This is a genomic window from Bacillus cereus group sp. BfR-BA-01379 (assembly GCF_022663605.1).
Classification (GTDB): Bacteria; Bacillota; Bacilli; order Bacillales; family Bacillaceae_G; genus Bacillus_A; species Bacillus_A mobilis.
The window spans coordinates 37,758-49,367 of the sequence record NZ_JAKUFT010000007.1 but is presented as its reverse complement, the minus strand read 5'-3'; the positions used below and the strand labels follow the sequence as shown (position 1 = coordinate 49,367).

Here is an 11,610-nt window from a genome sequence, read left to right as displayed (position 1 = left end):
ATCTAACATGAAGTATTTTAGGGAGAAAGAAATCAACGTATGCGATTTGTTCTGATAATTGGTATAATATTCTTACAATTAAAAAACATGGGGGATGCATGTGGGAAAAATATGGACTAGGAAACTATTCATTTGTTTTTGTTTAGCCGTCGTATTGTTTGTACCAATACATACGTTTGCGGATGAAAAAAGAGAGTGGCGAGATGAAGTTATATATTCGATTATGATTGATCGCTTCAATAATGGAGAACCGAAAAATGACAAACAGTTAGAAGTTGGCAATTTGGAAGGATATCAGGGCGGAGATATAAGAGGGATTATAAAAAGACTGGATTACATAAAAGAAATGGGTTTTACCGCTGTTATGCTTTCTCCGCTTTTTGAAAGTGGCAAGTATGATGGGGTAGATGTGCGCGATTTTCAAAAGGTAAATGAACATTTCGGAACAGAAAATGATGTGAAAGAACTTGTGCAAGCAGCGCATGCAAAAGGAATGAAAGTGGTACTTCAATTTCCATTTGAGGAAAATGAAGTACAAGTCATCGACGCGATGAAATGGTGGATCAAAGAAGTTGATTTAGATGGAAGTTATGTGATACATAGTGAAAAAAAATCGGATACTTTTTGGGATGATGTACAAAAAGATATACAAGCGATAAAGAAAGATTTTCGTATTATGACAGAGGAAGATAGTGAGTATAACGAAAAAATAGTAGAATCGTTTTCAAAAGCGGACGTATCGGTGAAACCTTTATATGATGTGAGTAAAAAAGACGGGGAATCCATTATATTTTTAGATAATCAAAATACAAAAAGGTTTGCTCGTATTGCGAAAGAGTATATGAATTATCCGCCATCTCGTTTGAAATTAGCTCTCACATATTTATTAACATCACCGGGTATTCCAAATTTTTATTATGGGACTGAAATTGCATTAGATGGAGGGGATACGCCAGATAATAGACGATTAATGGATTTTAAATCAGATGAAAAATTTATGCAGCACATAACGAAACTCGGTGAGCTTAGACAATCGAGACCATCTCTACGTAGGGGTACGTTTGAGCTTCTATACGATAAAGATGGAATGAGTGTACTAAAGAGAAAGTACAAAGATGAAGTGACAGTAGTAGCGATTAATAATACGAAAGAAACGCAAAAAGTTGCTTTACCTGTAAGTGCAATTGGTAAAAAACAAGAGTTAAGAGGATTGTTAGAAGATGAAATTATAAGAGAAGAAAACGGAAAGTTTTATCTCGTTTTAAAGCGAGAAGAATCAAATGTGTATAAAGTTAACGGGGAAACAGGTGTGAATTGGTTGTTTATCTCCTTAATAGTCGGTGTGAATATATTATTTATTGCGTTTTTAGTTGCGGTTAAAAAGAGACGGAAATGAGTAACGTTTTTTTAGTAGTTCTTCTTCAGTTTAAGGTGGTGAGGTCTTTGCGGAAAAAGAAGTGGTTCGCTCTATGTGTATGTGTTTTTATCGCATTTGTAAGTTTTTATTTTTGGGACAACCGTGATGATGGGGAATTTGTTCCGTGGGGCGATAGTGTTAATTCTGTTGATACAGCAATTCTAAAGAGAAATAATATTAAATACAAAATCGAAAATGATAAAGTATATATTCCTGAAAAATCATTTGATAAAGCGATAATGTGTTGCTCTTAATAAGTACGAAAACGTCTCTAATGGGAGGGGTTTCTATGCTAAGTAGAAGACTTTCTCCCTAGCCTGTTTTTTTGTGTCAACACTGATAAAAAAAGAAGAGTTTTTTATGATGGGTCCTTCAAAAATCATTGTAATGAATATGTATGAGTCTCTATAGAAGGATTAGTTCCACAAGTTCATTTTCATTTCATTCTACTATTTGTGTGAAGTAAGACTCTCACCTCGAAATTCAGCTGAGCAAAGAAGTGGAAAGCCCGTTAGAAAAAACAATAATTGCAACTATACGAATTTTACATTACATTAAAGGATGAAAAATAGTCTTATACTCATTAAGAGTTACACATTTGAGGAGGAAAAATGGAATTTTACGATTTGGGTATTACCATTAAAGAACTTAGAATGAAAAAGAATATATCGCAATCTGAATTGTGTCATGGAATATGTTCACAAAGTCAAATTAGTAAAATAGAAAAAGGTATGATTTTTCCATCAAGTATATTGTTATATCAACTATCTGAAAGACTTGGTATTGATCCGAATAATATATTTGCACTAACTCAAAATAAAAGATTGAAATATGTAGAAAATGTAAAATGTGTAATAAGAGATTGCATAAAGCAAAAACAATATACAGAACTTTATGAGATAGTAAAAAAAGAAAAAGATGAAAATGCTTTCCAGACAAAAGAAGATAAACAATTTCTACTATGGCATGAAGCAATTGCTATATTTATGGTGAATAGATCAACAAAAACGGCGTTAGATCTTTTAAATAATGCATTAAAACTAACGTTAACTAATGCTGATTTTTTATCAGAAAGAGAAATAGACATTATGCAGACAATGTCTATATTTTATGCGGAAAACAAAGAATATGAAAAAAGTATTGATATATTAAGAAAATGTTTAACTAACTTTAATAAGTTAGATTTTCCTAGAGATAGAGAAATTAAATTAAAAATCATTTTTAATTTAGCGAACTGTTTAGGTGAGGCATACCAACATGAAGAGGCAATGAAATACCTTGATAAGGGCATCAAATTAGCTATTAATTTAAACACGTTATACCTATTAGGTGAACTATACTATTTAAAGGGCTGGAATTTATTAAGGATTAAAGAACATAATGAAGAAGATGTTGTTGATAACATGAAAAAAGCATTATTTATATTTGAACTAACAGAAAAAGAGCATTATATAAAAAGGATTAAAGAAAAATATTTAAAAAAACATCTATAAATTCTTGAAAATTACTTATACATAGAACAAAACCCACAGGAAAAATCTCTGTAGGTTTTACGCTTATAAACATCTTATTATTTTCTACAAACTTGATTCTAAAATCATTTTTGAATCAAGTTTGTATCCCTGTTAATAATTTATATTTCCGTCTATATAGTATTAAAATTAAGATGATTCGAGTATTGCATTACATATGTTTCTTATACCAAGCTTTGTTGATGTGTTTGTGCTTCGTTGGTGTTGAAGTTTTAGATTTATCTTTGAGTGTAGTCATATTATTAGAACATCCTGCAATATGTAGACAGAATGTAGCTAATAAAAACCATAGTATTAATTTTTTCAAATAACCACTTCTAACTCTTTTTTAATGAATATTTTTCATAAAACAAATTCCTTACTCATTTTACATTACATGAAAGGGTGGAAAATATTCTTATACTCATAATTTGTTACATTTGAGCGGGGAGGGTGGTCTTGCATCGATTTTCAAAAGGGCTTCTTTGATTTAGGCAAACTCTCTGATTGTGAGTTTGCTTACTCGCTAAAAAGAAAAACATCCTCTGTGTAGAGGATGTTTTTCTTTTTAGCGGTAGTTAATGAATTGTACGTCAATCGGTAAATCAGCACTGCGAACTGCAGCGATAACTGCTTGTAAGTCATCACGGCTTTTCGCTGTAACACGTACTTGGTCATCTTGTACTTGTGTTTTTACTTTTAATTTCATTTCTTTAATGATGTTGTTAATTTTTTTCGCGTTATCTTTATCGATACCTTGTTGAAGTGTTGCACGTTGGCGAACAGTGTTGCCAGTCGCAGCTTCAACTTTTCCGTAATCCAAGTTTTTAATTGGAACGTTACGTTTTACAAGTTTAGAAATTAGAACGTCTTTTACTTGGTCTAATTTGAACTCATCGTCAGAAGTTAAAACTAGTACTTCTTTTTCTAATTTAATATCACTTTTACTTCCTTTAAAGTCATATCGGTTTTGGATTTCCTTTAATGCGATGTTAATTGCGTTTGTTACTTCAGGTAATTCTACTTTCGAAACGATGTCAAAAGAACTATCTTTTGCCATAGTTAGCACCTCCAAATAAATTTCTAATCTTTTTATGTACTGTACATACTAAAGTATAGCTGAAAACGAGCTTAGACTTAAGTGTTTTCATACTTATAATCATGTAACCTCATTTTATTATAGTGAATTTTGGGCAGTTGGACAAATAAAGGGGAAATCGTGTTATAATTAACTTTTGTTTGGAATGATAAAAAAGATAATTTTATCCCGCATTAACGGGCATTCAGTTAGAGCAAAGAAGTTCAAGTGGGAGATCCACTGCCGTAAACGCCTGATTGGTGAGGGTTGACAATCAGTGGGAAGGAACAAAATCCCCACTGACTAAAGTTTCACTTTATATAGAGAAGGGAATTAAAAAATATGCATTTACAATTAGGAGCGATTGAACAGGTAACTGTTTTACGTGAAACGGAAATCGGATATATGGTTGGGAATGAAGAAGAAGAAATTTTCCTACATAAAAACGAATTAGTTGGAGAAATTGAAGAAGGCGATACGATTGATGTATTCTTATACCTTGATCATCAAAATCGTGTTTCAGCAACAATGAAGGAGCCACTTATTACAACTTTTGATTGGAACTGGGTAAAAGTTGTAGAAGTTATTCCTAGTCTAGGTGTGTTTGTTGATATTGGTGTATCAAAAGATATACTAATCCCAGCTGATGAGTTCCCGATTTACATGCCAGTATGGCCAGAAGTTGGAGACGAATTATATTGTACGTTAAAATTAACGAATCGTGATCGTCTTATTGCTCTTCCGGCAAGAGATAGTGATATGCAAGAAATTATCGTAGATGCGACGCCATCTATGCGTAATAAAAACGTAAATGGACGTGTGTATCGTTCACTTCAAGTTGGTTCATTCATACTAACTGATGAGCATTTCCGTGCTTTCTTACACCATACTGAAAGAAAAGAACAAGTACGTATCGGTGAACGTGTAACGGGTCGTATTATTGATGTAAAAGATGACGGTACAATTAACATTTCACTTCTTCCTCGTAAAGAAGAAGGAATGGAAGACGATGCTGCTGTAATTTATGCATATATGGAAGAACGAGGCGGAGCAATGCCGTTTTGGGATAAGAGCCACCCAGAAGACATTAAAGAACGCTTCAACATGAGTAAAGCTGCATTTAAGCGCGCGCTTGGTAAGTTGATGAAAGAAGAAAAGATTTATCAAGAAGAAGGCTGGACGTATTTTAAGAAATAAAGTGAGACAACAAAGAACTATCTTTTCTCTAGGTTTATTAGGGAAGTGATAGTTCTTTTTTTTGTGTACGATAAGAGGATCATTGGAAGAGGAATATTTTAGGAGATGTAGAAAGGATAGATAGTTATATCTATATGAAAGAGAGTGTGGATTTAAATTTAATTGAAAAGAAAAGAGGTATGTAAATGAAGTATTATAGTGCTGGATACCTCATCATCTCCTATGATAGGGAACTTATCTATAAAGAATGTAATATCGAGGGGCTATCACAAACAATTTTAACGATATGTAATGGGGTTCGCCCTACATTTCCAGATTATTGGTTTTTCTCTTGGTGTAATTCAAATAAAAATGATCCTATTGCTCAGATGATAAATGGAAAGCTAGAGATTAGCAAAGAAGAGCATGAAAGTGCTCAAACTTTTTTAGATACACTAACGGAAGAAGAAAAGTTTGTCTGGCCGAATGTTTTTAAAAATTTAGAGGATGCGAGATTCTTTAAGAAAAATTATTTAAAGGGGATAGAAAACTTAGAAGTTATCGGCTTAAATCTTTCAGAAGAGTATTGGACGGACTTTTTAATGAATGAGCGGGAAGGAAATGATTTTAAAGTTTCCATATATGGTTTTCTCAAAAGTTCATTACCTGCTGATGTGAAAAATGATGGGATATTAGGATTTGATATATGCGGTTATGAGTCTAATGGATTTTACTCATTTATTTTCAATAATTTACAAGCGGACTTTCAAGTGTTTGGCAAGAAATTAAATGAATTATCACTCGTTGATAATTATGAAGATGCAAAACAGATTATTCATTTAATTGATAATAGAGAAATTGAGGCAGAAGAAATTTTGTGGTATCCGTGGCTAATTGTGAAATACATATAAGGTGTTAGAGAAAGGGAGATAGGATAATGTTAGGAATACCGCATTATATAATTCCAGTACAGGTTCATCCCTATGCAATAGATACTTTAGAGAAAGAAAAAGATGCAAATATACTAAGCGTAACACCAGTAGTATCAGAAAAAGATATAAATCAGACGATAATAAGTTCAGATATATCTATTCAATTAAGAAGTGATTTGTATTTAAATATATCTGTTGATAGAACTGATATGAATGATGAGGATCAGGTGGAATATCTTCAGATGACGCTAGATAAAGAGGTTCCATTTATAACGAATGGAAACCCTAAAAAGAAAAATGTTTTTGAAACATTTTTTAATATTAAAGGGAATATACAATGTGAATTATTAATGGAAGAAGATCAAGAGGTGGATCTTTCATTAAAAAAAGTATTGTATACGGCTAAATGTGGAACGGGAATGTTATTGAAAAATGAAGTAGGAAATATTTTAATAGCTCGTAATAAATTTTGTACGCTTTTAGTCACAAGAGATCAAGAAAAAATAAGTAATATATTGAGAAACCGTTATAATAAGCAGGACTTTTAGGAACTTGAGTTTCGTATAGAGGTGGGAGAGAAGTATTAAAGTTTTTCTGTGGGGAAGTAAAAAAGTACAAACATGAAAATGATGTCGACAATAAAAAATCAAGTTATCAAAGAACTATGAAGGTAAAAGGAAAACAGGTAACGGTTACGTATGCTAAGAAGAACGGGGAAATATATATCGAATGGATGGGTGAAATAATGCATGATTTGTTAAAATACGCAATTTATCGAGGAGACATTGTAAACGCGATAGCATATGCAAATAAAATCAGTATTGAGGAATTGGAAGACTTATTAATGGAATGGTCTTTTAATGAACCGAATATCATTGTATACACTTTCGTGACTAGTTATTTAGAGAGTCGAAATGATGCTAGATTACATTCACTAGCATCAGATATTTTATGTCATCCACTATGTCATTTAGAGGGGGCATACCTAGCCGCTTTTTATCATGCAAAGAAGTGTATTGAATTGGAGCCTAATAATATGCAATATAGAGAGTTTTTATTGTTTTTTGCAGGTGTTCCAGAGAATATTTTTGAAGAAAAGTTAGCTGTGAATTGGGCACAAGAAATATTAAAAGATGACCCTAATAATAAAGTAGCTAAAAATTATATAAAAGAGAATGTATGAAAAATGGATGTTCAGTTGAATATTTAAATTATGGAAGTAAAATAACTACTCGCAATGGATCAAGTAATGGTGAGAATACTGCTGAGTATTATGGAAGAGGAAAGAAAAAAAGAAAGATGTTATTAAATTTAGGTTAAAGGGAAAGGGGAAAAGGTTGAGAAAAATAGATAACTTATTTCAACTTACCGAGAAAGAGTATAGTTTTGTTTATAAAAGAATTGCCGAGATGGTAGATATGGAAAAAAGTTTACCAGAGTATGTAGTCAGAGGTGATCTTGATAAATATGTATTGTTATTTAGTGACTATGAATTTGATGAAGATGAATTTCTTGATTCGTTAAAACAAATAGGTGAAGTTTTAGGAGAGCGTACGGCATATATATGCACAAAACAAACTTTTCGATATCGAACCTTTCTATTTTTTACCAAAAGCGGATATTATGATGAAGATGTAAAAAAGGCAGCAAAATTTGATGTAAATATATCATCAGAAGACTATTGGGATATTATCACATGGCGGGAAGAAAAGGATGGAAAAGAGTTCGGATTATCACTTCGTGATCATTATGTACTTTATATACTATTTTCTTCTGGAAAGGTGTTATTGGTGATTGATGTTCATAACGAAGTAGCAGTGCTAATTAGTGAAAAAGACATTTATAGAGATCAGATGATTGATTCAACGATATGGCAGCCTCTTTCTGATTTTCTTATTGTAACGGAGGAGTACCATAAAGAAATTTTTCGCGATGGAGGAAAAAGGTATAGGAAAGCTTTAGTTGAAAACTATGCTGGTTTGTAGTAAAGGGATTATTATATAAATATTGAAAGTAATAATACTTCATACATGTCGCTCTTGGATTACAAAATGAATGTATTGATAATATTCTTGAAAAAGAAAAATAAAGTTTTATAGATTCAGTGCATCTCAAAAATTAAACAGGTAGTTTAATTTTAGGATGCACTTTTTTATTTTAAATAAATTATTACTCCTACGACAGAGATGGCATCAACCCATTATATGAAACAGATGGAAATGGGACGGTCCTTCGTCAATATGTGTATTCGGTAGACGGTGTACGTTTAGGTATGAAGTCGCAAGGGCAAACGTTATACTGTCACTATAATTCTAGTGGTGATGTCGTTGCGATGACAGATCAGAATAGAGAAGTTGTAGCAACGTATGAATATGATTCATGGGGTAACGTATTAAAGAGCGAAGTAAAAGGTATCGCAGCAGATAATCCATTTGGATATGCGGGATACATGTATGATAAAGAAATTGGGATGTATTATCTGATTGCGCGTTATTATAATCCAGAGCATGGTGTGTTCTTATCGGTAGATCCGGATGGGCATTTAGCGTGGTTTATTCCAGTAGCTGACAGGGTGCGAGAATCGCTGCTCCGCATGTAGGTCGTTTTGTTGGTAAACAATTGGCTAAACGTGCTGTAAAGCAACCATTAAAATACAAAAATACGAGAGCAGTAGCAGGTAAAATTACTGGATATACTAAACATGGTATAAATCAAGCGATTAGTCGTGACGGTGTAGGAGTATCATCTAAGGCCATTTTAAATGCTGTTAAAACTGGTAAAAAGGTTATACAAAGTGGTGGTAGAACTAAATATACTAGTAAACAAGCTGTAGTAGTTTTAAATAACAAAGGTAAAGTAATTACAACTTTTGCTAAACGTACAAAATACACAAGGAAAGGAAGAAAATAAATTTGTTTAAATTAAATAAAGAGATGCAGATTTTATTGAAACAGACATTAGAATCGCAAAAAAAAGATTTACTATGGCTAAATATCTATGAAGACCTAAGTGTGATAGAAACTGAAAAAATAAATGAATTGAGAGATATTATAGCAGATGAATTAATAGAGAAAGGTTTTGATGAACGAGACAATATAAACGATTTGGGAAGAGCATTAGAAGAGCTAATTGATATCTTAGGAAAATTAATACCTTAGAAAATGTTAAGATGTATTGCGAAGTTTTTAGCAGATGGAAAGTTCCGTTAATTACAGAATTAAAGATTATATAACTTTTAATAATGCGCTTAATACCAGCGTAGCTATGATTAGAGTCAAAGTAATTTCTTTTGTAACAAAAATGATTGAGTGCTGTGAAAAGTAGTTATGCGGGCTTTGTTGGATTTGGAAATATAATAAATAAGGTGCTAACCTTTGGTGTTGGTGCAACTTATGGATGGAAATCATCTAGAAGTAACTCGAAAAAACAAATCACAAATTTATCGCTGGGACAGCGCGTTCAAAAGCAGCAAATAATAAAAAATGCAGTGAAATCAGCGGCTAAAGGAGCGTTATTCACTGGTAGTAAAGCTGTTGGAGGGATAGGGCTGATTCCGGACGCGGCGGTTTTTGTAGATGGATATTATAAGTCGAAAAAAACTAATCCGAAGAAAAGAAGGAGATAGATTAGTAAAATGGAGACGACACATACAATGACTGGTATATATAATGTTGTTTTTATTGTAGCATTATGGGTGATTATGTTGAAAAGGAAAAACTATCCATCTACAATGGTGTTAGTAGTAAGTCTCATATATACAATTCTAGTAAGTTTTACTTCATATATGTCGTTCTTAGGTTACACAATTAACGTGATAATTGTAATTTTTCTGGGGATTAGTTTTATCTTGGCTAGTATTTTTGGAAAAGAAAAGTAAAGTCTATTCGGTGTATTTCAAAATCTAAACAAATAGTTTAATTTTGAGATACACTTTTTTATTTTAAATTACTTATTCTTCTATGACGGTGATAGAACCAATCCATGAGGAGAAGGGAGGTATGATAATGCAAGATAATGTACTAGAACAATTAATAAAACGACTTTCCGTATTATCCCCTGAAAAAGAACGTGAAATAGTAGCGGTGGATTTAAATGATATATATGAGAGTAGTAAAAGTTTTGAAAAATCACTTGAAAATATTATAAATTCTCAGCAATCTAAAGAAGACTTAATAGATACGCTAATTGAAGTAGAGATAGAATTAGATCATATCAATTGGCATTATAAAAGCTTGAAGAAAAAGTTGAAAATATTGATGGAAGATTAAAAAGCACGATCTTATTTTATTAAATAAGATCGTGCTTTTTTAATTCCCTTGCTCACGCGCAAGAGTAAATGTATCTTCCAAGTCACTATCATTTATTTTAATATTTGCCTTTTTTAATTCCTTTTGTAGTAATTTGTGACTGAATGTAGGATCGGCAATACGTTCTGCTTCTAAGTTTTTGCGGATGGAGTCTTTTACTTCATCGTAAGGTTGTAAATCTTTTTTACCAGTTAGTTTAATAATGTGATAGCCGTTTGGTGATTTGACGGGCTCACTAATTTGGTCAATTTTTAGTTTGTAAGCAGTTGTTTCAAATTCAGGTGTCATTGTACCGGAATGGAAGTACCCAAGGTCGCCGCCTTTATCTTTTGATAGTAGATCTTGCGATTCTTGTTTTGCTAGTTCTTCAAATGAAGCACCAGCATCTAATTTTTTCTTTATTTCTTTCGCTTCATTTTCGTCACTTACTAAAATGTGACTCGCTTTAATTTCTGGTTTATAGTGATCTTTCACGTCTTTTTCTGTAACACTTTTCTTAATCGCTTCATTCATAGCAAGTTTGAATTTAATTTGATTTTTGAAATCAGCTTCATCTTTTAAACGATTGTTTTCTAGTACAGCTGTGAATTGATCGCCGTATTGCTTTTTCGCTTTTTGTACTTCTTTATCTACATCATCGTCAGATACTTTATATTTTTTCGTGATAACGTCTTGTGCCATCATTTCGTATAACATGTCTTTTCCGTAACGATCTTTCAACTGCTTTTCGAAGTCGCTCTTCGTAATGGTTGAGTCTGTTGCCGTAGCGACTGTAGCCGAGCTGTTTTTTTGTCCGCAAGCAGCTAGCATTAATATACTTATTAGTGCAGTAATAATGAAAATGTGTTTCCCTCTCATGCCAACACCTCATCCGAATATGTTATCGCTATTGTAGAATATAGAAGTGAACATGAAGTGAATTTTTAATGTTTTTTCCTGTGAAATGTAAAAAAAAGTACATCAACAATATTGTTGATGTACGATGGAATCAAAGGTGATCGGTCTTTTTAGAATAGGCACGTTTACCTTGCTGAATATTTTTTTGTTCTTGTTCATTTTTTTGCGTACGCTTTGCATTATTATCGCGTGCTTTTTTGTCGTTATCACTCGTATGTGGCATATGTATCAACTCCATTTCTAAACGTTGTACGTTTATCATTTCCTTTTTCGTAAAGACTATGTATAGCGG

General features: G+C 32.4%; 16 protein-coding genes and 1 pseudogene. 14 read left to right on the top strand and 3 right to left on the bottom strand.

Annotation, left to right across the window (positions count from 1 at the left end):
- Positions 1 to 94 precede the first annotated feature (94 nt).
- The 3 genes from MR113_RS04480 to MR113_RS04470 all read left to right on the top strand — a co-directional run bounded on the left by MR113_RS04480 (position 95) and on the right by MR113_RS04470 (position 2,910).
- On the top strand, positions 95 to 1,396 hold the full coding sequence (locus MR113_RS04480) for an alpha-amylase family glycosyl hydrolase (protein WP_242251533.1): 1,302 nt from the start codon (positions 95 to 97) through the stop codon (positions 1,394 to 1,396).
- A 47-nt stretch (positions 1,397 to 1,443) separates the two neighbouring features.
- Entirely contained in the window at positions 1,444 to 1,671 is a 228-nt protein-coding gene (locus MR113_RS04475) for a hypothetical protein (protein ID WP_242251522.1), read from the top strand.
- A 357-nt stretch (positions 1,672 to 2,028) separates the two neighbouring features.
- Positions 2,029 to 2,910: a helix-turn-helix domain-containing protein gene (locus tag MR113_RS04470; protein WP_242251520.1), complete on the top strand. Its 882-nt coding sequence runs from the start codon at positions 2,029 to 2,031 to the stop codon at positions 2,908 to 2,910.
- Between the two features lie 586 nt (positions 2,911 to 3,496).
- Here MR113_RS04470 and MR113_RS04465 read toward each other — a convergent pair.
- Positions 3,497 to 3,988: a YajQ family cyclic di-GMP-binding protein gene (locus MR113_RS04465; protein WP_001040146.1), complete on the bottom strand. Its 492-nt coding sequence runs from the start codon at positions 3,986 to 3,988 to the stop codon at positions 3,497 to 3,499.
- 360 nt (positions 3,989 to 4,348) lie between these two features.
- Between MR113_RS04465 and MR113_RS04460 the strand changes: the two genes are divergently transcribed.
- From MR113_RS04460 to MR113_RS04405, 11 genes and pseudogenes are all read left to right on the top strand, one after another.
- Positions 4,349 to 5,203 carry a CvfB family protein gene (locus MR113_RS04460; RefSeq protein ID WP_242251511.1) on the top strand — a complete coding sequence of 285 codons (855 nt, stop codon included), beginning with the start codon at positions 4,349 to 4,351 and terminating at the stop codon, positions 5,201 to 5,203.
- A gap of 185 nt (positions 5,204 to 5,388) precedes the next feature.
- Complete coding sequence (locus MR113_RS04455) at positions 5,389 to 6,093, top strand: hypothetical protein (RefSeq protein WP_242251502.1); 705 nt, start codon at positions 5,389 to 5,391, stop codon at positions 6,091 to 6,093.
- A 26-nt stretch (positions 6,094 to 6,119) separates the two neighbouring features.
- Positions 6,120 to 6,662 (top strand): hypothetical protein, encoded by a 543-nt coding sequence (locus tag MR113_RS04450; RefSeq protein ID WP_242251500.1) that lies wholly within the window; start codon positions 6,120 to 6,122, stop codon positions 6,660 to 6,662.
- A gap of 197 nt (positions 6,663 to 6,859) precedes the next feature.
- Positions 6,860 to 7,297, top strand: a complete 438-nt coding sequence (locus MR113_RS04440) for a hypothetical protein (RefSeq protein WP_242251497.1) — start codon at positions 6,860 to 6,862, stop codon at positions 7,295 to 7,297.
- Between the two features lie 154 nt (positions 7,298 to 7,451).
- Positions 7,452 to 8,099: a hypothetical protein gene (locus tag MR113_RS04435; RefSeq protein ID WP_242251495.1), complete on the top strand. Its 648-nt coding sequence runs from the start codon at positions 7,452 to 7,454 to the stop codon at positions 8,097 to 8,099.
- A gap of 176 nt (positions 8,100 to 8,275) precedes the next feature.
- Positions 8,276 to 8,650, top strand: a pseudogene (locus MR113_RS04430) (RHS repeat-associated core domain-containing protein); the annotation flags it as partial.
- 83 nt (positions 8,651 to 8,733) lie between these two features.
- Positions 8,734 to 9,024 carry a hypothetical protein gene (locus tag MR113_RS04425; protein ID WP_242251493.1) on the top strand — a complete coding sequence of 97 codons (291 nt, stop codon included), beginning with the start codon at positions 8,734 to 8,736 and terminating at the stop codon, positions 9,022 to 9,024.
- A gap of 2 nt (positions 9,025 to 9,026) precedes the next feature.
- The gene (locus MR113_RS04420) at positions 9,027 to 9,272 is read left to right on the top strand and encodes a hypothetical protein (RefSeq protein ID WP_242251491.1); all 246 of its coding nucleotides are present in this window, start codon (positions 9,027 to 9,029) and stop codon (positions 9,270 to 9,272) included.
- 155 nt (positions 9,273 to 9,427) lie between these two features.
- The gene (locus MR113_RS04415) at positions 9,428 to 9,739 is read left to right on the top strand and encodes a hypothetical protein (RefSeq protein WP_240516340.1); all 312 of its coding nucleotides are present in this window, start codon (positions 9,428 to 9,430) and stop codon (positions 9,737 to 9,739) included.
- Between the two features lie 9 nt (positions 9,740 to 9,748).
- On the top strand, positions 9,749 to 9,991 hold the full coding sequence (locus tag MR113_RS04410) for a hypothetical protein (RefSeq protein WP_242251489.1): 243 nt from the start codon (positions 9,749 to 9,751) through the stop codon (positions 9,989 to 9,991).
- A 127-nt stretch (positions 9,992 to 10,118) separates the two neighbouring features.
- The gene (locus MR113_RS04405; RefSeq protein WP_242251487.1) at positions 10,119 to 10,382 is read left to right on the top strand and encodes a hypothetical protein; all 264 of its coding nucleotides are present in this window, start codon (positions 10,119 to 10,121) and stop codon (positions 10,380 to 10,382) included.
- Between the two features lie 39 nt (positions 10,383 to 10,421).
- On the opposite strand, the gene prsA is transcribed toward MR113_RS04405, so the two are convergent.
- Both prsA and MR113_RS04395 read right to left on the bottom strand, forming a co-directional pair.
- Positions 10,422 to 11,279 carry a peptidylprolyl isomerase PrsA gene (gene prsA / locus MR113_RS04400; RefSeq protein ID WP_242251486.1) on the bottom strand — a complete coding sequence of 286 codons (858 nt, stop codon included), beginning with the start codon at positions 11,277 to 11,279 and terminating at the stop codon, positions 10,422 to 10,424.
- Positions 11,280 to 11,409: 130 nt separating this feature from the next.
- The gene (locus MR113_RS04395; RefSeq protein WP_001120851.1) at positions 11,410 to 11,541 is read right to left on the bottom strand and encodes a DUF3941 domain-containing protein; all 132 of its coding nucleotides are present in this window, start codon (positions 11,539 to 11,541) and stop codon (positions 11,410 to 11,412) included.
- Positions 11,542 to 11,610: the final 69 nt, after the last annotated feature.

Excerpts from the sequence above, each read along its gene's own strand:
- MR113_RS04470 (WP_242251520.1), top strand. The coding sequence starts at position 2,029 with ATGGAATTTTACGATTTGGGTATTACCATTAAAGAACTTAGAATGAAA.
- MR113_RS04465 (WP_001040146.1), bottom strand. The coding sequence starts at position 3,988 with ATGGCAAAAGATAGTTCTTTTGACATCGTTTCGAAAGTAGAATTACCT.
- MR113_RS04410 (WP_242251489.1), top strand. The coding sequence starts at position 9,749 with ATGGAGACGACACATACAATGACTGGTATATATAATGTTGTTTTTATT.
- MR113_RS04405 (WP_242251487.1), top strand. The coding sequence starts at position 10,119 with ATGCAAGATAATGTACTAGAACAATTAATAAAACGACTTTCCGTATTA.
- prsA (WP_242251486.1), bottom strand. The coding sequence starts at position 11,279 with ATGAGAGGGAAACACATTTTCATTATTACTGCACTAATAAGTATATTA.
- MR113_RS04460 (WP_242251511.1), top strand. The coding sequence starts at position 4,349 with ATGCATTTACAATTAGGAGCGATTGAACAGGTAACTGTTTTACGTGAA.
- MR113_RS04450 (WP_242251500.1), top strand. The coding sequence starts at position 6,120 with ATGTTAGGAATACCGCATTATATAATTCCAGTACAGGTTCATCCCTAT.
- MR113_RS04480 (WP_242251533.1), top strand. The coding sequence starts at position 95 with ATGCATGTGGGAAAAATATGGACTAGGAAACTATTCATTTGTTTTTGT.
- MR113_RS04455 (WP_242251502.1), top strand. The coding sequence starts at position 5,389 with ATGAAGTATTATAGTGCTGGATACCTCATCATCTCCTATGATAGGGAA.
- MR113_RS04440 (WP_242251497.1), top strand. The coding sequence starts at position 6,860 with ATGCATGATTTGTTAAAATACGCAATTTATCGAGGAGACATTGTAAAC.
- MR113_RS04395 (WP_001120851.1), bottom strand. The coding sequence starts at position 11,541 with ATGCCACATACGAGTGATAACGACAAAAAAGCACGCGATAATAATGCA.